Origin of the sequence: Pedobacter zeaxanthinifaciens, from assembly GCF_003313335.1 — a bacterium.
GTDB classification, from domain to species: Bacteria; Bacteroidota; Bacteroidia; order Sphingobacteriales; family Sphingobacteriaceae; genus Pedobacter; species Pedobacter zeaxanthinifaciens.
This window is the reverse complement of sequence record NZ_QMHP01000009.1, coordinates 26584-45350: the sequence shown is the minus strand read 5'-3', so window position 1 is coordinate 45350 and position 18767 is coordinate 26584. Positions and strand designations below refer to the sequence as shown.

The 18767-nt window shown below is 35.9% G+C and carries 13 protein-coding genes; 2 read left to right on the top strand and 11 right to left on the bottom strand.

Annotated features, from left to right (window positions below):
* Nucleotides 1-35: 35 nt before the first annotated feature.
* From DUT68_RS13850 to DUT68_RS13805, 10 genes are all read right to left on the bottom strand, one after another.
* A complete protein-coding gene (locus tag DUT68_RS13850) occupies nucleotides 36-1388 on the bottom strand; it encodes an NAD-dependent succinate-semialdehyde dehydrogenase (protein WP_113638809.1) in 1353 nt (450 codons plus the stop codon).
* On the bottom strand, nucleotides 1381-2457 hold the full coding sequence (locus DUT68_RS13845; RefSeq protein WP_113638919.1) for a CaiB/BaiF CoA transferase family protein: 1077 nt from the start codon (nucleotides 2455-2457) through the stop codon (nucleotides 1381-1383). The genes DUT68_RS13850 and DUT68_RS13845 overlap by 8 nt, the downstream gene beginning before the upstream one ends.
* Nucleotides 2458-2470: 13 nt before the next feature.
* Complete coding sequence (locus DUT68_RS13840; protein ID WP_198659600.1) at nucleotides 2471-3907, bottom strand: aldehyde dehydrogenase family protein; 1437 nt, start codon at nucleotides 3905-3907, stop codon at nucleotides 2471-2473.
* 39 nt (nucleotides 3908-3946) lie between these two features.
* A complete protein-coding gene (locus tag DUT68_RS13835) occupies nucleotides 3947-6916 on the bottom strand; it encodes an aminotransferase class III-fold pyridoxal phosphate-dependent enzyme (RefSeq protein WP_198659599.1) in 2970 nt (989 codons plus the stop codon).
* A gap of 45 nt (nucleotides 6917-6961) precedes the next feature.
* Nucleotides 6962-8380, bottom strand: coding sequence for an aldehyde dehydrogenase family protein (locus tag DUT68_RS13830; protein ID WP_113638806.1), 1419 nt, complete (start codon nucleotides 8378-8380; stop codon nucleotides 6962-6964).
* 36 nt (nucleotides 8381-8416) lie between these two features.
* Nucleotides 8417-9709 carry an aspartate aminotransferase family protein gene (locus tag DUT68_RS13825; RefSeq protein ID WP_113638805.1) on the bottom strand — a complete coding sequence of 431 codons (1293 nt, stop codon included), beginning with the start codon at nucleotides 9707-9709 and terminating at the stop codon, nucleotides 8417-8419.
* A 30-nt stretch (nucleotides 9710-9739) separates the two neighbouring features.
* Nucleotides 9740-11305 carry an amidohydrolase gene (locus DUT68_RS13820; RefSeq protein WP_113638804.1) on the bottom strand — a complete coding sequence of 522 codons (1566 nt, stop codon included), beginning with the start codon at nucleotides 11303-11305 and terminating at the stop codon, nucleotides 9740-9742.
* Nucleotides 11306-11369: 64 nt separating this feature from the next.
* Nucleotides 11370-12710: an aspartate aminotransferase family protein gene (locus DUT68_RS13815; protein WP_113638803.1), complete on the bottom strand. Its 1341-nt coding sequence runs from the start codon at nucleotides 12708-12710 to the stop codon at nucleotides 11370-11372.
* Between the two features lie 116 nt (nucleotides 12711-12826).
* Nucleotides 12827-13495 carry a nitrilase gene (locus DUT68_RS13810; protein WP_113638802.1) on the bottom strand — a complete coding sequence of 223 codons (669 nt, stop codon included), beginning with the start codon at nucleotides 13493-13495 and terminating at the stop codon, nucleotides 12827-12829.
* Nucleotides 13496-13512: 17 nt separating this feature from the next.
* Nucleotides 13513-15105 (bottom strand): Na+/H+ antiporter NhaC family protein, encoded by a 1593-nt coding sequence (locus DUT68_RS13805; RefSeq protein ID WP_157960869.1) that lies wholly within the window; start codon nucleotides 15103-15105, stop codon nucleotides 13513-13515.
* Between the two features lie 135 nt (nucleotides 15106-15240).
* On the opposite strand from DUT68_RS13805, the gene DUT68_RS13800 reads away from it, so the two are divergent.
* Nucleotides 15241-16689, top strand: coding sequence for a CoA-acylating methylmalonate-semialdehyde dehydrogenase (locus tag DUT68_RS13800; RefSeq protein ID WP_113638800.1), 1449 nt, complete (start codon nucleotides 15241-15243; stop codon nucleotides 16687-16689).
* A gap of 25 nt (nucleotides 16690-16714) precedes the next feature.
* A complete protein-coding gene (locus tag DUT68_RS13795; RefSeq protein ID WP_113638799.1) occupies nucleotides 16715-18058 on the top strand; it encodes an aminotransferase family protein in 1344 nt (447 codons plus the stop codon).
* Between the two features lie 51 nt (nucleotides 18059-18109).
* Here the strand turns inward: DUT68_RS13795 and DUT68_RS13790 are convergent, their stop codons facing one another.
* Nucleotides 18110-18595 carry an Lrp/AsnC family transcriptional regulator gene (locus DUT68_RS13790; protein ID WP_113638798.1) on the bottom strand — a complete coding sequence of 162 codons (486 nt, stop codon included), beginning with the start codon at nucleotides 18593-18595 and terminating at the stop codon, nucleotides 18110-18112.
* Nucleotides 18596-18767: the final 172 nt, after the last annotated feature.

The following is an 18767-nucleotide window of genomic DNA, read 5'->3' as shown; positions in this document are numbered from 1 at the left end:
TAGGTAGTGTGAAGTTTTTTTATTGCTGTTTTTTTTTATTCTATCACGATTGATTTAATGTTGCAAAGCTCTTTTATTCCCAATTCTCCCAACTCTCTTCCATATCCAGATTTCTTGATACCTCCAAAAGGCAATCTGGAATCTGACCGAACCAATGAGTTTACAAATACATTTCCGCTGTCTATTTGTCTTGCCAAATGTGATGCTTTTTCCAAATCCTTAGTCCATAAAGCACAAGCCAATCCGTATCTATGATTATTGGCAAGTTCTATGGCATGCTGCTCGTTTTTTGCACGGATAACAGTTGCTAAAGGACCAAAAGTTTCTTGCTGAAACACAATGTTATCAGCAGAAATTCCGTCTAATAAAGTAGGTTGGAAATTGCATTGATCCTGATTTCCTCCCAGTTTCAATATTCCGCCTTGCGAAATAGATTTTTGCAACTGATGAGACAAATTATCGGCCAAATCTATTCTGGCAAGTGGCCCCATATTTATGCCCTCTTCCAAAGGATTTCCTTGTTTTAACTTTGATATTTTTTGAGAAAATTTATCTAAAAAATCATTGGCGACATCTTCTACCACAATAAATCTTTTGGCACAGATGCAGGCTTGGCCAGCATTCATCATTCGGGATTGTGTGGCAACAGTGGCAGCAAGTTCCAGATCGGCATCATTCAATACGATAAATCCATCTGAACCGCCCAATTCCATTACGGATTTTTTAATATGTTTTCCTGCCAATGCAGCAACTGCAGATCCAGCTGCTTCGCTTCCTGTAAGCGTTATCAACTGCACAACATCATTGGCAATTACCTGTTCTACTTGCGGAATATCTATTGTAATTGATTGAAAAACGCCTTCTGGAAGACCAGCTTCTAAAAAAATATCTTCCAGATGCGTTGCACAACCCAAAACATTGGGAGCGTGTTTTAGTAATGACACATTTCCCGCCATTAAACAAGGTGCTATATACCGAATTACTTGCCAAAAAGGATAATTCCACGGCATAATGGCGAAAACAGCACCAATTGGTTGATAGGTAATTACACTTTTATACAAGCCCATTTCAACAGGAGTGTCTTGTAAAAATTGCTCAGCATTATTGGCATAAAACTCACAGTTTCCTGCAGATTTTTCTATTTCTGCTCTGGATTCCGGCAATATTTTTCCCATTTCCAAGGTAATTGTTAGAGCAAATTTTTCTTTATCTCTCAATAAAATTTGAGCAGCTCTTTTAAGAATATCTGCACGATATTGGAAGGTGGTATTTTTCCAAAACTGGAAAGCTTTAGAAGATAGTGCTAGTTTAGCATCTAATTCCTTTTGCGAAAGAATAGGATATTCTGCAAGCAATTCCTGCGTGTAAGGATTTATAGTTTTAAACATTTTTTCTTTGATTTATAATAAATACGTTTTGTTTTACGGCTTTTAGAATTGTATTCTGATATTTTTCTTCTACAATCAAGTGTTGATTTTTATGATTATCCAATACTTCTTTTACCGAATTTATTTTCCCGAAAGGAATATTCTGATCCAAGCATAATTTTTCTATTTCAGAAAATTTTAATGACTTGATGCGGTTTTGCAAAATTTCAAAAAGCTGTGTTCTGTTGCTGACTCTTTTTTGGTTGGTCTCAAAAGGTTCTTTTGAAGTATGCTGAATATTGATTGCTTCCCAAAGCGCATTGAATTGTTTATCACTTCCGATAGCCAAAGTAAACAGCATTTGGTCATTCGATGTGAAAATTTCACCATAAGGCGCAATATTTGGGTGCAAGCTTCCCAATTGTGTAGGGCATTGATTGGTCATCAAATAATTACTTGCCTGATTTGCCAAAGAAGAAATGGCTGCATCTAACAATGAAACAGAAACCTTTGCTCCCAAATTGGTGTTCATTCTCTCCAAAAGTGCCACTAAAACACCTTCTTTAAGCTGATGTCCTGCTAAAATATCTATCAAAGCAACAGGCATTTTAAGAGGCTGTGCATTTTTTTCTCCGTTGATAGACATAAAACCGGATTCTGCCTGCAATACCAAATCATAAGCTACACGAGAGGTATCATCATTAAAACCTTTAATTTCTGCATAAATTAATTTTGGGAAAAATCTATGAATGGTTTCGTAATCTAATTTGAATTTTTCGGCATCTCCATATTTAAAATTGACCAAAAAAACATCGGCATCTGATAATAAATCCATCAATCTGGCAAAATCTTTTTCTTGAGTTAAATCCAAAAAAACAGATTCTTTACCAATATTTACAGACGAAAAATAAGCAGAAACAGAAGAGTCAGATTCATGAACTGTTTTCCAAGAACGTGTAACATCTCCTCCTGTAAGTGGATTTTCTATTTTAAAAACCTTAGAACCCAATTCAGCAAAAAAACGACCTACACTCGGTCCTGCAAGAACCGAAGCCAATTCAACAACTTTTATGTCTTCAAATAATTTCAATGGACTATTTTTATTAATACCAACCAACTGGATCTGTATCCAGATTGATATTCACTTGTTTTACTTCCAAATAATTTTCAATACCATACAAACCTAATTCTCTACCAGTTCCAGATTGTTTATAACCTCCCCATGGCATTTCGTTGAAAGTTGGATGATACCAGTTTACCCAGCCAATTCCGGCTTTTATTTTTGGGCTAATTCTGTGAACTTTTGTAATATTTTGGGTAAAAATTCCGAAACCTAGACCATATTCTGTATCATTTGCTAGATGAATGGCTTCTTCTTCGGATTCAAATTTCATGATAGCTACCACTGGTCCGAAAATTTCTTCCTTTGCAATTCTATCAGACGGTTTTACATCAACAAAAATGGTTGGTTCTATAAAATATCCGTTTTCGGAATTTCCATTTCCTCCAAATGCCAGATTTGCTTCGGATTTTCCTATTTGGATGTAATTCATAATTTTATCAAAATGAGCTTTGGAAACCACTGGTCCCATTGTAGTTTCTGAAAGAAGTCCGTTTCCTAGTTTTATTTTTTTTGCGCCTTCTACAAATTTTTGTACAAAAACATCATAAATATCTGCGTGAACCAATAATCTGCTCCCGGCTGTGCAAACCTGTCCGCTGTTTGCAAATGCTGCAAAAAGTGCCCAATCTACGGTAAGATCAAGATTGGCGTCATCAAAAATGATGACAGGATTTTTCCCTCCCAATTCCAGTGTTACTTTTTTAAGATTTTCGGCGGCAATTTTTGCAATATGTTTGCCTGTGTTTGTTCCTCCTGTAAATGCAATTTTATCGATTCTGGTATCCGAAATCAGTGCATTTCCAGCCACAGTTCCGTCTCCAGTAATGATGTTTAACACGCCTTTCGGAAAACCTACTTCATCAAAACATTTTGCAAATTCTAATGCAGTTAGCGGCGTAATTTCCGACGGTTTCAGCACCACAGTATTTCCTGTGATAAGAGCTGGAGCAATCTTCCAAACCAGCATCAGGAAAGGAAAATTCCAGGGAATAATTTGTGCGCAAACACCAATTGGCTCTCTTGTAACAAAGGAAAAAGAATTGGCGGGAACCGACATTGTTTCCCCATGAATTTTGGTTGCTAAACCAGCATAAAATTTTAGACAGTTGATGCTGTCATCAATATCAAATTCTGCTTCTCTTTTTGGTTTTCCGTTGTTCTGAGTTTCCAGTTCTACAAAAAAATCAAATTTATCTCTTATTTTCTGAGCAAGTGCCAACATAAGGTCTTGTCTTTCCAATGCGGTTTTAGAAGACCATTCTTGTCCGTCAAATGCTTCTCTTGCAGCAATTACTGCCTCAAAAACATCTTCTGGTTGCGCTTCGGGAACAGTTGCCATCACTTTTCCGTTTGCTGGATTGATGATGTCTCTCGTTTTGCCAGATTTTGCTTTTACAAAATCTCCGTTAATATACATTGAATACATATTGATATTACTTTTTGTATTAAATTAAAATCAGTTATCCATTATCGATAGAATTTCTCTAAGTTTTCCTACTAAAAAATCAACATCTTGCTGAGAAAAACACATTGGTGGTTTTATTTTCAGAATATTATAAAAATCTCCAGTCGGATAGATAATAATCCCGTTTTGTTTCATTGCTTCACAAATTAACAATGCTTTGGAACTGTCTGGTTCTCGTGTTTTTTTGTTTTTCACAATATCTACTCCCAAATACATTGCGTGTCCGTAAACAGCACCTACAGAATTGTAGTCTGCAATTAGTTTTTTTAATTCGTTTTTCAGATATTCTCCTGTTTGCAGTGCATTTTCCTGAAGTTTTTCTTCTTGTATCACATCCAAAACAGTAGAAGCGATTTCGCAGGCAACTGCATTTCCGGAATAGGTATTGAAATAGGTGTATTTTTTTTGATAAGCATTTGCAATTTCTTTGGTAGTAACCACCGCAGAAATTGGATAGCCATTTCCCATAGGTTTTCCCAACGTAACAATATCTGGCAAAACACCTTCTTTTTCGAATCCCCAAAAATGAGTTCCCATTCTTCCAAAACCAATCTGAACTTCATCTGCAATACAAACTCCTCCTGCTTTTTTTACTGTTTCATAGACTTTTTTCAGATAAGTTTTTGGCATTTCTACACCACCGCCAGAACCCAATAAAGATTCTGAAATAAAAGCTGCTACATTTCTTCCAAGCGATTTTATTTCATTAATTTTTTCCGTTACATCATTAGCATACAACTGAGCTACATCTGTACTATTTTCTCGATATTTTCCACGAAATGTATTTGGCTGAATAAGTGGATGCGTAAAAGAACGCTTTGATTTCGAGGCGGTTGGATTATCCATCAAACAAGTACTGATTTCATCAACTGCGGTTGTATTGCCGTGATATTCTCCGTCTATTACAATCACATCTTGTTCGCTAGTGTAACATCTTGCCAATCTAAGTGCCAAATCATTCGCTTCGCTTCCTGTGCAAGTGAAAAAAATGACTTGCAAAGACGGCGGAAAAAACGAAAGCAATTTTTCTGCGTATGCTATATTTTCTTTATAGAGAAAACGTGCATTGGTGTTAAGTTTTTTTAATTGATTTACAGCAGTTTCTGTAATTTTAGGATGCGAATGTCCAATATGGGTTACATTATTGATGGCATCCAAATACACTTGTCCGTTTTCATCATAAAGATATTGTTTCCAGCCTCTTACCAAATTCATTGGTTTTTGGTAATAATACTCTTGCGATTGCTGAATAAATGTTTGGCGTTTTAACAATAGATGATCTGTATTTTCCAGAAATTTACCAGAAATTTTCCCAATAAGAAAAAGTGGATCTTCACAAATTAATTGCCAACCTTTCTTTTCGCTTGGTTTACAAAACATTGGTGCTTTTCCAGATTTATCCAACTGAATAAATACATGCGAAGGAAACAGACTTTCTGCAGAAACAGACATTACTTTTCCAAGTTCTGCACCTTCCGAAACCGTTTCATTTATTTTTAATTGATGCTCGATTCCATCAATATGAAGATAAATATCTTCTGCCAAAAAGGTAGATCTTTTGTCTGTTTGAGCTATAAAAGTAAGTTTTGAAGGTGCTTTTAGCACAGCATTTTCTGGTAAAAAAACGTAGCTTCCTAATGCAATGGTAGCTTGTTCCGTGTCGTTGTTTTCTCCAAAAGAAATAAATGGCGAAAAGTATGCTGTATATCCGAAATTGTGATGCAGTTTATGCTGTATATTCCTGAAAAAAAGTCTCGGATTTTCACACGCTCCATCATCATAAATATCTGATTTTGGCGAAATGTCTATCATCTGAAAATCATCAGTTTCTACAAGATATGATGCTGTTTTTCTGTTGTCTTTTATCTTAAAAAATGTATATCCACAAGCATCCATCAGCAAAGCTGTAACAAAATTTTCGTCGTATTCTAAAAGATTTTGAAATACTTTTGCATCTACCTCAAACTGTTTTTTGATATATAAATTCTGCGGATCCATATTGAGCTGTCTTGCACACGCACAAACAATAATTGCAGATCTCAGCTTGATGAAACTAAAAAGTAAACGAGCTTCTTTTTCGGTAATAGGAAAAATATTGTGATAGATTTTCAGTACTTTATGCGCATCAGAAAATGGGGTTTTAGAACCTGTAATGATGGATTCTAAAAGCAAAACCGCAACTTCACTTACAGACCAAGACATACAAATATCCCCAAAATCTATAATCCCAGAAATATCTTTTCCATCATCATCTAATAAAATATTGTACCGTGTAAGATCGCCGTGAACAATACTTTTTCTAAGATTTTGAATTTCATCTTTTTTTGCTTCAAAAAGATCTGCTATATTTAGTATTTGTTCTTTCAAAACAGGATCCTCAAAATAATCGATCCAACTTTTGATAAGTTTTGTTGCCTGTTGCAAATCCCATTGTATAAATCTTTCCGCCGCTTTATGAGAAAATTGGGAAAGCTGCACCGAAAGATTAGCGGAAAACTCAGCAATGTTTTTCAGTAATACATCTGAATGAAAAGGAACATCTGAAAGCATTTTTCCTTCTATAAATTCCAAAACTCGCCACCAATGAGAGTGATGGTTTATCATTGCCTGACCATCAAGAGAATGTAGCAATTTCGGAATTTGCTTAGCTTGAAGAAAAAGCAAGGCTTTGTTCTGCAAATCCAGTTCGTCTTGTGCAGAGTTAATGTTTGCTATTTTTAGAACATATTTTTTCCCTTCGATGCTTTTAATCAAAAAATTTTGGTCTAAATAACTGTCCAACGGTTTAAAACTACTTTCAATATTCCAGAATTTTTTCAGCACAAAACCAGCCTCTTCTACAGAAAAGGAAGGACTTACTGATTTTGACTCGTTTTCCATTGTATCTATTTCTATTTTTTCTTCTTTTATTTTAAAATTGAATGAGAGTGGTTGTAAGTGTTTTAAATAATTAAATATCAATACATTACATTTACTAAATGTTGATTTTATTTTTCCAAAAAAATATTACATTCCACCATAACTGATGAGTTTCATTTCGAGGTATTCTTTTAAACCTTCAGCTCCAGATTCGTGACCTAAACCACTACTTTTTATCCCAACAAAAGGAACTTCTGTTCCGTGAGCCGCCCATTCATTAATTCCAACCATCCCGAATTCCAGATTTTCTGCGTAATAATTTGCTTTTTTCAGACTTTCGGTAAAAACATAACTTGCAAGACCGTATTCTGTATCATTTGCCCATTCCAAAGCCTGCTCTTTGTTTTCAAAAGGAATGGCAATAAGAATAGGCCCGAAAGTTTCTTCTTTTATAAAACTGTGTTCTTGTTTAGCTTCTAAAAGAATAGGCTCCAGAAAAAAACCTTTCTCAGATTTTTCGCCACCAATAGTCATATTTGCGCCTTCATTTTTAGCTTTTTCTACCAAACCGAGAATATGATTCTGCTGTTTTTGATTAATTAGAGGTCCTAAAAGCAGTTCATTTCCTGTATTGAGACCGGTTTTTATTGTTCTGAGCGTATTTGTAGCTTCAGAAATAAAATCTTGGTAAATATTTTGACTGATATAGAATCTTTGCGGAGCAACGCAAACCTGTCCGCAATTTCGCAATTTTGCAATAACGGCTTGTTTTGCTATTTCCTTCACATCCACATCATCTTCTATAATCACAGGAGCGTTTCCTCCCAATTCCAAAGACAATTTAGTATGAGTTTTACTTGCTCCGTTCATCAAAATTTCTCCAACTCTGGTGCTTCCTGTAAAACTGATTTTTGATAATTCGGGATGTTCCAGCATTGCATTTCCAATTTTGTCAGATTCTCCGTTAATCAGATTAAAAACGCCTTTCGGAAGACCAGATTCGTGCAATGCTTTTGCAATATTACAGGCACTCATTGGTGTAAATTCAGAACCTTTTAAAATAACGGAACAACCTGCAGCCAAAGCTGCTGCAACAGCTCTTGCAGGATTATATGCCGGAAAATTCCACGCTGTAATAACGCCTACAACACCCAAAGGTTGATAAATAACCTGAGAACGCTTATCTGTACGATTTGTAGGAATTACTCTTCCATAGCTTCTTTTTCCTTCTTCTGCATACCATTCAAATAAATTGGCAGAAACCAACCATTCTCCTTCCGCTTCATTTCTAGGTTTTCCTGTTTCTAAAATGGTTTCTTCAGCAAATTTTTTGACATTTGCACGAATATAATCTGCAGTTTTTTTGAGAATATCTCCACGAAAATAAGGTGTCGTTTTTTTCCATTCTTTAAAAGCTGGAACTGCTGCTTCCATTGCCAACTGAAAATCCTGATCGTTTCCATAAGGCATTTTGCAGATAATTTCTTCTGTTGCCGGATTCATCAAATCCCAGGTATTTCCGTTTACAGCATTAAGCCATTCTCCATTGATATATTGTTGTTTCATATGTAGCTAATGATTAAAATTGAAAGCAAATAATTATCAGATACTTGCTTGTATTGCAGCTGATAATATGTTAAGACCTTTTTCTAACACTTCATCTTCGATGATTAACGGACTCAAAACACGGATACAATTTCCGTATGTTCCGGCAGTGATGACAATTAATCCGTTGTCTAAACAATGTTGCTGGATTTTTTTACAAATATCACCATCTGGTTTTCCGTCTTTCATAAATTCCATTGCCAACATTGCTCCTAAACCACGAACATCGGTAATATTTTGCGGAAATTTTGCTTGTAATTCATTCATTTTAGAACGCACTTTATCTCCTACTTTTGCCCCTTTTTCATTAATATTTTGCGCTTCCATATATTTGATACTTGCTAATGAAGCTGCACAACACAGCGGATTTCCTGGATAAGTTCCGCCAATTACTCCCGCTTGAACGGCATCCATAATTTCTGCTTTCCCGATAACCGCACCAATTGGCATTCCGCCACCCATAGATTTTGCCCAAGTAGAAAGATCAGGGATTACGTCGTAATGCTCGTAAGCAGCCCATTTTCCTGTACGCCCAAAACCAGATTGAACTTCATCAAAAATGAGTAGAATTCCGTTTTCGGTACAGAATTTTCGCAAATATTGAATGTACGATTTTGAAGCCGTTGTAAATCCGCCTTCTCCTTGCACCAGCTCTATAATAATTGCCGCCGTTTGATTGGCAGAAACCACAGAAGAGAAAGTTTTGTGCAGCTTCATAATCATCAATTCATCGAACTCTTCGGAAGTCATTCTTTTGGACATCGAAGGTTTGTAATACGGATATTCTAAACGATAAACTTCGGGAGCATAAGGCCCACATCCTGCTTTGTATTTTACGTTTGAAGTAAGTGTTGCCGCCATTAAAGTTCTACCGTGAAACGCACCATCAAAACAAATAATTGCAGAACGCCCAGTTACATTTCGGGCGATTTTAATTACATTTTCTACAGATTCTGCACCAGAATTGGTAAGCATTACTTTGGTAGATTCTCCGTGAGGTAATAATTCAACTAATTTTTCGGTTAAATCCATATATTGCTCATAAACAGATACGTTGAATGAAGCGTGAATAAATTTTTCTGCTTGATTTTGTATCGCTTTTATGATTTCAGGAACACCGTGTCCTGCGTTATTTACACCAATTCCGCCTGCAAAATCTATGAGTTCTCTACCGTCTGCATCGGTTACAATCGCTCCTTTTGCAGATTGAATGCTGGAAGGATTGAAAATTCCTAACGCATTTGGAATGGTTTTTTTTCGTCTTTCGTATAGTTGTTCTGTAATTGTCATAGGAAATAAATTATATTAATTTTTTTAATCTTAAAATCTTGAAAATTCCATCTTTCCGTTTACAAAAGTTTGAAGGTTTTTAATACTTGAAACATTGCCGGTTTGTAAAGGATTTTCGTTTAAAACGATAAAATCTGCTTGTTTTCCAGCTTCTAAACTTCCTTTTAAATGGCTTTGTTCATCGGCTTTTGCGCCGCCTAAAGTGTAGCCTTCAATAGCTTGATGCAAGGTCAAAACTTCTTTCGTTCCTATTTGAAAACCTTGCGCATCTTTTCTATCAATTGCTGTTTGAATTCCCACCCAAGGATTGTATTCTTTTACCACAGGTCCATCCGTAGAAAGTGCGGTTATAATGCCATTTTCAAGAGATAGTTTAAAAGGAAAAAGCGTTTCAAATAAACTTTCTTCTATGCTATTTCGGTAATTTTCGCCCAATTCATAAATGAAAATCGGTTGCATAACTGCCTTCATATTACAACGTTTCATTCTTTCCAAATTTCTCTCGGAAATAAAACCAACGTGCTCTATTCTATTGGAAATATTCGGAAAATCCTGAAATAATTTTTCATAAACATCAACCACTAAATCCATCGCTTGATGACCAATAGCGTGAGTGGCAACGGAAAAACCTTTAGCACAACTTTCATAAGCTGCCTTATAAAAAATATCAAAATCCAACCGTAAAACACCTTTGTAATCTGTTCCTAAATATGGAATATCCATTGCTGCTGTTTGACTGCTTAAGCCTCCATCTGCAAAAAATTTAACAGTTTTGATGCGTAAAAAATCGCTTTCGTATAATTCCGGAAGAGGAAGTGGTTGGGTTGCACCATCTGGAATTCGTAAAGGAAAAAGATTGATTTTTATCTTCAATTTTCCTTCGGAATCCATTTTTTTATAGACCTCCAAAATATCAGGCGTAACTCCTGGATCTGTAACCGAAGTGATTCCTAATTCCAAAAAAGTTTCCTGCGCTGCCAAAATCATTTTTTCGTACTGAAAATCATTGATTTGAGGCATATTTTTGGTAATTAAACCTAAAGCGGTTTCAGTGAAAATCCCAGAAATTTTTCCTTCCGCATTTTTTCTAATCTCACCACCAAAAGGTTCTTCTGTATGTTCATTAACTCCCGAAATTTCTATGGCTTTTGAATTGGCAATTCCGATATGAGCACAAGTTCTAATGAGCCAAATCGGTTTATTGGGCAAAACAATATCCAAATCTTCTTTGGTAGGAAGTCTTTTGTCTTCTAAAACAAATTCGTTAATTCCACGAGCTAAAATCCAATCATTATTTGGGTTTTTATCGGCAAATTCCTTTATTTTTTGCTGCATTTCTGCAATGGATTTACAACCTCTTAAATCCAACATAAAGGTTTTGAGATGCCCCACTTTCCAAACGTGAATGTGTGCATCATTGAAAGCAGGCATTATGGTTTTTCCTTGCAAATCTATTTTTTCTGAAGTGGGATATTTATCAATAATTTCCTCTTCTCCTACTTCTAAAATAGTTCCATTATCATCTATTGCCATTGCTTTTGCAGCGGGAATTTTAGTATTAATGGTGATGATATTTGCGTTGTGAAAGAGTTTCATTATAGCTAAAAAACTTTGGTTGTTTTTAGAACACTGATTTTTATTTTCTAAAATTTCTTATCCATTATTTTCCTGCTAAAACTTCTGCAATGCTTTCTTCAATTACGTCTAAACCTTCGTGCAATTGTTCATCGGTAATTACAATTGGTGGTAAAAATCGGATACAATTGGTGTATAGCCCGGCTCTGATTAGAATAATTCCTTTGGAAACCGATTTTTTAATAACTGCCATTGCAAAATCCATATCAGGTTCTTTGGTGTCTTGATTTTTAACAAATTCTACCACCAACATTGCACCTAAACCACGGATATCACCAATACAATTGAATTTTTCTTGCATTGCTTTTAAACGAGAAGTAATGATATTTCCAACTTCTGTTGCACGGTTCAAAAATTCTGGTTTTACGAGCTCTTTTACAGTTGCCATTGCTCCTGCAACTGCGATTGGACTTCCACTGTATGTTCCACCAACTCCTCCTAAATGAGGAGCATCCATAATTTCGGCTTTTCCTGTAATGGCGGAAATTGGCAAACCAGAACCGATTGATTTTGCCATCGTAACCACATCTGGAACTACGCCAGAATGTTCTATTGACAAAAATTTTCCTGTTCTTCCTGCTCCAGCTTGTACTTCATCTGCAATAAATACGATTCCGTGTGTATCACAAACCTGACGAATTTTTTCTAAAAATCTTTTAGGAACAGGTATAAAACCGCCTTCTCCTTGAACTGGCTCTATGATAATTGCAGCAACAGCAGAAGGATCTACGTGTGAAATCAGGTTTTGATCGAATCTTTCTATACAAAAATCAATGTATTCTTCTTCCGTCATTGATTTTGGCCTTCTGTAAATATTAGGCGAATGAAAACGATAAATATCTTGAGCATAACTTCCAAAACCTTTTTTGAATAAACCATATTTGGATGTTAAACTCAAAGTAAGCATTGTTCTGCCGTGATATGCACCTTCGAAACAAATAATTGCCGGTCTTTTAGTGTAATATTTTGCCATTGCAACGGCGTTTTCTACTGCTTCGGAACCCGAGTTTGCCAATAATGTTTTCTTAGGAAAATTGCCTGGTGTAAGAGAATTTAATAATTCTGCAAATTCTAAATAAGATTCAAAAGTGGTTACTAATGCTCCTGTGTGAATTTGTTTTTCTAATTGTTCCTTAATAGCATCTACAACAGCTTGAGGACGATGCCCTAAATTTACCATCCCAATTCCGCCAGCAAAGTCAATAAGTTGGTTTCCATCTACGTCCTGAACTAATGCACCTAATGCAGATTCTACACAAACTTCGGTTGATTTTCCTAATCCAGATGGAAGCGCTGCTGCTCGTCTTGCTAATAATTCTTTGCTTTTAGGTCCTGGGATTTCAGTTTTTAAAATTATATTTTTCATTTTTATCAGCTTTTAGCTATCGATTTTTGCCTTTAGCTTGTTACTATTTAATTTTATTTGAAGTTTGATTACTAAAAAAGCTAAGCATCCAAACCTCTTACTTCTAACTTTTAATTTTAATGGTATTTCTTCACTAACTCAGCAATGTCAATCCCTTTCAATGGCCACGCCATAAGCACGCTACAATTTCCAGCAGTGGGATCTTCCAAATATTCATAAATTGGTTTTATCCACTGGAAACCTGCTTTTCTCTGAGGTGTAACGGTAGGATCTGTTAGTTCATTATTTTTCAATTTTTCGCAATACTCTTGAATGGACATTTCGTCTTTATAACGTCCGTAACCAATCGTCATTCCTACGGTAATTTGCCCTTTCATTCCTAACTTTTCGGCAACTTCCTGTCTTGCATCGTACATTGCAGTGGATAAACGCAAACCTCTGTAATCTGGCAAAACACCCATATCTATTCCGTAAAGCCAATCTCCGTCTAGTTGATGAGACTTGGTAAGCCAAAGATTATCTGTGGCTTCCATAAAAGTATGATCGTGATCTGGAAAGTGTGACCTGAACGTACTTGTAGATGCTATCACTCTTCCATTATCAGTAATTACTATTTGTCCTTCTGGAAATAGTTTAATATGATTGGCAAAGTGTTCTTCTGTAAGAATTTCTTCTTGTGATAAAGTTGGGTAACAGATATGCTGCACTTCTGCCATTGGAGCGGCATCTTCTGGAACGGCTGTTCGGAGAATAAATTTTCCGTCGTTTATGACTTGTTGAATCATTTATGGTTATTTTAAAATTATAATATGAATCCTGCCAACAGATACATTGCCATGGATGCAATAAGAATGATAATTTGATAAGGAAATTGAGTAGTTCCATGCTGCATCATATCTACCTTACAAGATTGTGCGGTAAGAACTCTGTTATCGGAGAAGAAGCAAGCGGCAGCTCCCCAAACTGTACCAGAAGCCAGAGCGCCTTGTGTAAGCCAAAAATTTGAGCCTAGAGATTGTGAAAGTAATGCTGTTGCAGGTACCAAAATGGCGTAAATGCCCCAGTTAGACCCCGTTGCCCAACAAATAAAAGACACTACTGTAAATACAATTACAGGAAATGTGCTTCCATTGAGTCCTGGAACATTTTGTAGCTTTTGCGTTACAAAATCATCAAAGCCTAGTGCGCCCTGAACGTCCTTCAACAAATAAGTGAACCCTAAAACTACTAGAACGAACGTAATGGTTTCTAATCCTTTCACGAAATTGCTCGACAAGTCATCAAATTTCATTACTCCCAAAACCAGATAACCTAAATAAGTAAGAACAACGGTAGTCGCAACTCCTCTAAGTGCATCTATGTTGTCGGTAATCACATAATCTGCTCCCCACTCTGTTGGATAAGCAAATACTGTAAAAAATATGAGCATAAAAATGGGCACAATGAAATAAAGAATATTCCCTTTTTTAGCGCTTAGTTCTTCTTCTATTTCCTCTTCATCTAGGTTGCGGTTTGGATAAAGCGTATTTTTATCTTTTTCACCAGTTTCATTTTCAGCAGCATAATTATCTGATAGCTGATTTGCCTTATTTTCTGCCGCTTTAATGCCTGCCAAATCCGGAAACAACTTGAAAACCACTAAAAAACCTATCACTAGAGAAATAATTGCAGAAAAATTATAAGGAATTGTGTTTGCAAATGCAGAAATAGCACTGGTACTGGTAGCAGAAACGGATTCTACATCCATCAAATTAGTACCATAAAAAATGGTCCAAGTAGAAACTGGCATAATGATAGTGATGGGTACACACACAAAACTGAGCACCATTGCCAGCTTTTCTCTCGACACTTTAAATTTGTCTGTAATTGGCCTCATTGTATTTCCTACAGATAAAGCACTCAAGTAATCATCAATAAAAAAGAAAAATGCTAAGAAATAAGTCATTATTAACGATTGCTTTTTATTATTCACAAATTTTGAAGAAAAATCTGCAATAGCGCTAACTCCACCCGACGCCACCAAAAGCTGCACTAAGGCCCCATAAAGAATACAAACTAAAATTACCCAAATAAGCCCTCCGTCATGCAGACTTCTAGAAATTGTATCCTCTAAACCCTGTAGAAGATTAAGTGGGAAGGCTACTTCTCTTGCTGGAGCCATATCCAAATTTTTAATACCAGGAAAAAGCCCATCTGATACTTCGTGAAGTCCGTATTTACCAATCATCATAAAGCCTACAGAACAACCTACAATGAGCGGTTCTAAAGCTTTCCTTGTAATAATAGCCAAACCTAAAACTGTGAATGCTGGCACCAATGCGTACCAACTTATGGAGAAAAAGACTCCTGCCAGAATAAGCAGAATACCTCCAACAACATTAGAAATTTTTAACATGGTAGTGTATTTTTTAATAATTATGTATTGTAAAATTAGAAATGTTTTCCAACAAAAAAATAAAATTTGCATTTTTATAAAAAAAAAACTGCTTATTTTGAATTTAAAATAAGTTAAAAATGCAAATTTTGAAATATGAGAGTTGATAATTTTATTAATGGCAAATTTATTCCAGGAAGCTCGGGTAATACTGAGAAAATAATATCTCCTGTTGACGGAAAACTAATTGCAGCATATACTACCTCCACAAAAGAAGATTTGGAAGCAATTATTACAACGGCTACAGAAGCTCAAAAACAATGGCAAAAAATCACCCTCAAAGAGCGAGTTCAGGTGTTTTACAGATACAAAGCCATCCTAGAAAAAAATATTAATTTTCTTTCAGACATCATAGTTCAAGAAAATGGTAAAATATTTTCAGAAGCAAAAGCTGAAATTGAAAAGGCTATAGAATTATGTGAGTTTGCCTGCGCTTTACCTCAGTTTGCACATGGTGAAACTGAGGAGGTAAGTGTTGGTGTACAATGCACTTCAGAAAGATATCCTATAGGAGTAGTTGCCTCTATTGTTCCTTTTAATTTCCCAAGCATGGTTCCGCATTGGACCATTATGAATGCCATAGCTCTGGGTAACGCATTTATTTTAAAGCCTTCAGAAAAAGTACCAGTTTCGTCACAATATATTGCCAAATACCTTCAAGAGGCTGGTTTGCCAGACGGTATATTTTCGATAATTAACGGTGGAAGTGATATAGTGGAAATGATTTGTGATCACCCAAAAATTAAGGCAGTAACATTTGTAGGTTCTACTAAAATTGCAGCGCTTGTTTATAAACGATGTACATCTAATCTAAAACAGGTACTCGCTCTAGGTGGAGCTAAAAATCATATCATTTTATCTCCAGACGCACACCAAGAAATGGCGGCCACTAATATTGTTGCTTCAATGAGCGGTTGCGCAGGACAAAGATGTATGGCAGCCGCTACATTACTGGCCGTAGGAGATTGCGACCATATAATTGAAAAAATCGTTAATGAATCAAAAAAAATACAATGCGGAAACAACCTTGGATCTGTAATTTCAAAAGAGGCAAAAGAGAGGATTGAGAATTATATTACAGAAGCAGAAAGGCAGGGTGCTAAAATACTGTCTGATGGAAGGAACACCACCGTTGTAGGAAAAGAGCAAGGATTTTATGTAGGACCAACCATAATAGACCATGCAACGCCAGAAATGGCAGTGGCAACAGAGGAAATTTTTGGACCTGTACTTACCATTATAAGATGTAAAACAATAGACGAAGCCCTGGCTATAGAAAATAATAATCCTTATGGCAATGCTTGCTCCATTTTTACACAAAGCGGAAGCATTGCATCCTATGTATCAAAAAGAGCTTCGGCTGGAATGTGTGGTGTAAATATCGGTGTACCAGTACCTAGAGAACCTTTTGGCTTCGGCGGCTGGAATCAATCTAAATATGGAAGTGGAGATATTACAGGAAAATCTTCTATAGAATTTTGGACGAAAGCTAAAAAAACTACCGTGAAATGGAATCCTGAAGCTGGAATTAATTGGATGAGCTAACCTCTAAAATCTACTAAATTGTGATATGACAAAACAAGACTCAAAAAATAAAATTATTGAGGATAGCAAAAACTACAGTCTTTTCTCTTGGTCGGCACAGGCTTCGGTTAATCCTCTTGCCATTGAAAAAGCACACGGCGTGTATCTTTATGATTATGACGGGAATAAAATTATCGATTTTTCTTCTGGTCTTATGTCCGTAAATATCGGACATGGAGATTCTCGCGTAACTGATGCTATAACAGAACAAATGCAATCCGTAAGTTATGTAACGCCTTCCTGCACTACAGAGATTAGGGCAAAACTTTCGAAAAAACTGTCTGAGATTTGTCCCGGAGATCTGAACAAAGCTTTTTTTACGCTCTGCGGTACATCTTCTATTGATAATGCAATAAAACTTGCAAGGTTATACACCGGCCGACACAAAATCATTGGCAGATACAGGGCTTTCCACGGTGGATCTATTGGAGGGATGAGTGTAGGAGGCGATCCAAGAAAACTGGCGAATGATTCTCAGCAAATGCCAAATGCAATTCATTTGGATGATCCTTATTACTTCTTTAATCTAAAAAATCTCGACCATGACACCTGTCTTTCTCTGAGCCTAGATTATGTAGAAAGAATTATTCATTTTGAAGGAAAAGAAAATATTGCCGCAATGATTTTTGAAGGAGAAAGCGGATCTTCAGGATGTCTTCACTACCCTGAAGGATATCTGAAAGGCGTAAAAAAACTATGTGAAAAATATGGAATCTTATTTATCGCAGATGAGGTAATGAGCGGATTTGGGAGGACAGGAAAATGGTTTGGTTTCGAGCATCACGATATTATCCCAGATATGATTTGCATGGCCAAAGGTCTCACCTCGTCTTACCTTCCTTTGGGTTGCTTAATGGTTTCGGACAGAATTGCCGAAAAATTCAACACTACTCCTCTAATGATTGGCCTTACCTACAATGCCCATCCTGTTTGCCTTGCAGCGGCCCTACGTGTAATTGAAATCTACGAAGAAGACAATCTTATACAAAATGCGCAAAAAATGGGAGCTTATATCGAACAAAAAATTAATGATATGAGAGCACTTCATCCAAGTATGGGAAATTTCAGAAACAAAGGATTATTAGGGTGTCTTGAAGTACTAAAAAATAAAAAAACAGGAACATTAATAGCGCCTTACAACGCATCTGGAGACGATTTGAAAATAAGCAATCGGATAGCTGCTAAAATTCGTGAGCTAGGAATGTACACTTTCGTACGTTGGGGCTATATTTTTGTTGCTCCTCCCCTAACAATAAATAAACAAGAAATTGATGAAGGCTTGGCCATCATTTCAGAAGCCCTTAAAATATCAGATTCGCTTATAGAATAGGCCTTTGCAACAGTAGCATGAAGGTTCATTTAAATACAAATGATGTTCATGCTACTTCAACAACTCTTCTCTTATATAATCCAAATTTGGAGTGGAAAATTTATATACCTTCAGATAAAAATTGGTCTTAGAGTTATACACTCCTTCAATCTGATTTATTTTGTTATGTAAAACTTCCAAAAGATGATTATTATCTCTGCACATTACGTTAACCTCAATATCAAAATCTCCGGAAACTGATGCGAGAAAACTGATTTCAGGAAACGTATACAATTTATCTATTACTTGCTGAATCATGCTTTTAGGACGCACAGAAATAAGAATCCTAGAATAAGCGTTAAGGCCTATTTTATCTGGATTTATCCTAGCGTACACATTGATCACGTTATCATTAACGAGATTATTATATCTATTTCTAACAGTACTTATAGAAACATTCAGTTTTTTTGCAAGATCTGTAAAAGAAATTCTTCCGTCTTCCTGAAGATATTTGATCAGATTAAAGTCTTGTTCGTTATCTAGATATGGTGGCAGCATTAGATTGTTTTTATGCAAAATTAATAAATTAAAAATATTACCGAATTATTCTTGACACTATCACGAATCGGGATTGATTATTTTTTCCTGAAGTGATAGATGAAACATAATCGCATTACTTATGATGAATTTAATTTTAACACAACACTGCCATTTTTTCATCACAAAACAC

Excerpts from the sequence above, each read along its gene's own strand:
- DUT68_RS13790 (WP_113638798.1), bottom strand. The coding sequence starts at position 18,595 with ATGCTGCCACCATATCTAGATAACGAACAAGACTTTAATCTGATCAAA.
- DUT68_RS13830 (WP_113638806.1), bottom strand. The coding sequence starts at position 8,380 with ATGAAACAACAATATATCAATGGAGAATGGCTTAATGCTGTAAACGGA.
- DUT68_RS13810 (WP_113638802.1), bottom strand. The coding sequence starts at position 13,495 with ATGATTCAACAAGTCATAAACGACGGAAAATTTATTCTCCGAACAGCC.
- DUT68_RS13795 (WP_113638799.1), top strand. The coding sequence starts at position 16,715 with ATGACAAAACAAGACTCAAAAAATAAAATTATTGAGGATAGCAAAAAC.
- DUT68_RS13815 (WP_113638803.1), bottom strand. The coding sequence starts at position 12,710 with ATGAAAAATATAATTTTAAAAACTGAAATCCCAGGACCTAAAAGCAAA.
- DUT68_RS13800 (WP_113638800.1), top strand. The coding sequence starts at position 15,241 with ATGAGAGTTGATAATTTTATTAATGGCAAATTTATTCCAGGAAGCTCG.
- DUT68_RS13825 (WP_113638805.1), bottom strand. The coding sequence starts at position 9,709 with ATGACAATTACAGAACAACTATACGAAAGACGAAAAAAAACCATTCCA.
- DUT68_RS13840 (WP_198659600.1), bottom strand. The coding sequence starts at position 3,907 with ATGTATATTAACGGAGATTTTGTAAAAGCAAAATCTGGCAAAACGAGA.
- DUT68_RS13805 (WP_157960869.1), bottom strand. The coding sequence starts at position 15,105 with ATGTTAAAAATTTCTAATGTTGTTGGAGGTATTCTGCTTATTCTGGCA.
- DUT68_RS13850 (WP_113638809.1), bottom strand. The coding sequence starts at position 1,388 with ATGTTTAAAACTATAAATCCTTACACGCAGGAATTGCTTGCAGAATAT.
- DUT68_RS13820 (WP_113638804.1), bottom strand. The coding sequence starts at position 11,305 with ATGAAACTCTTTCACAACGCAAATATCATCACCATTAATACTAAAATT.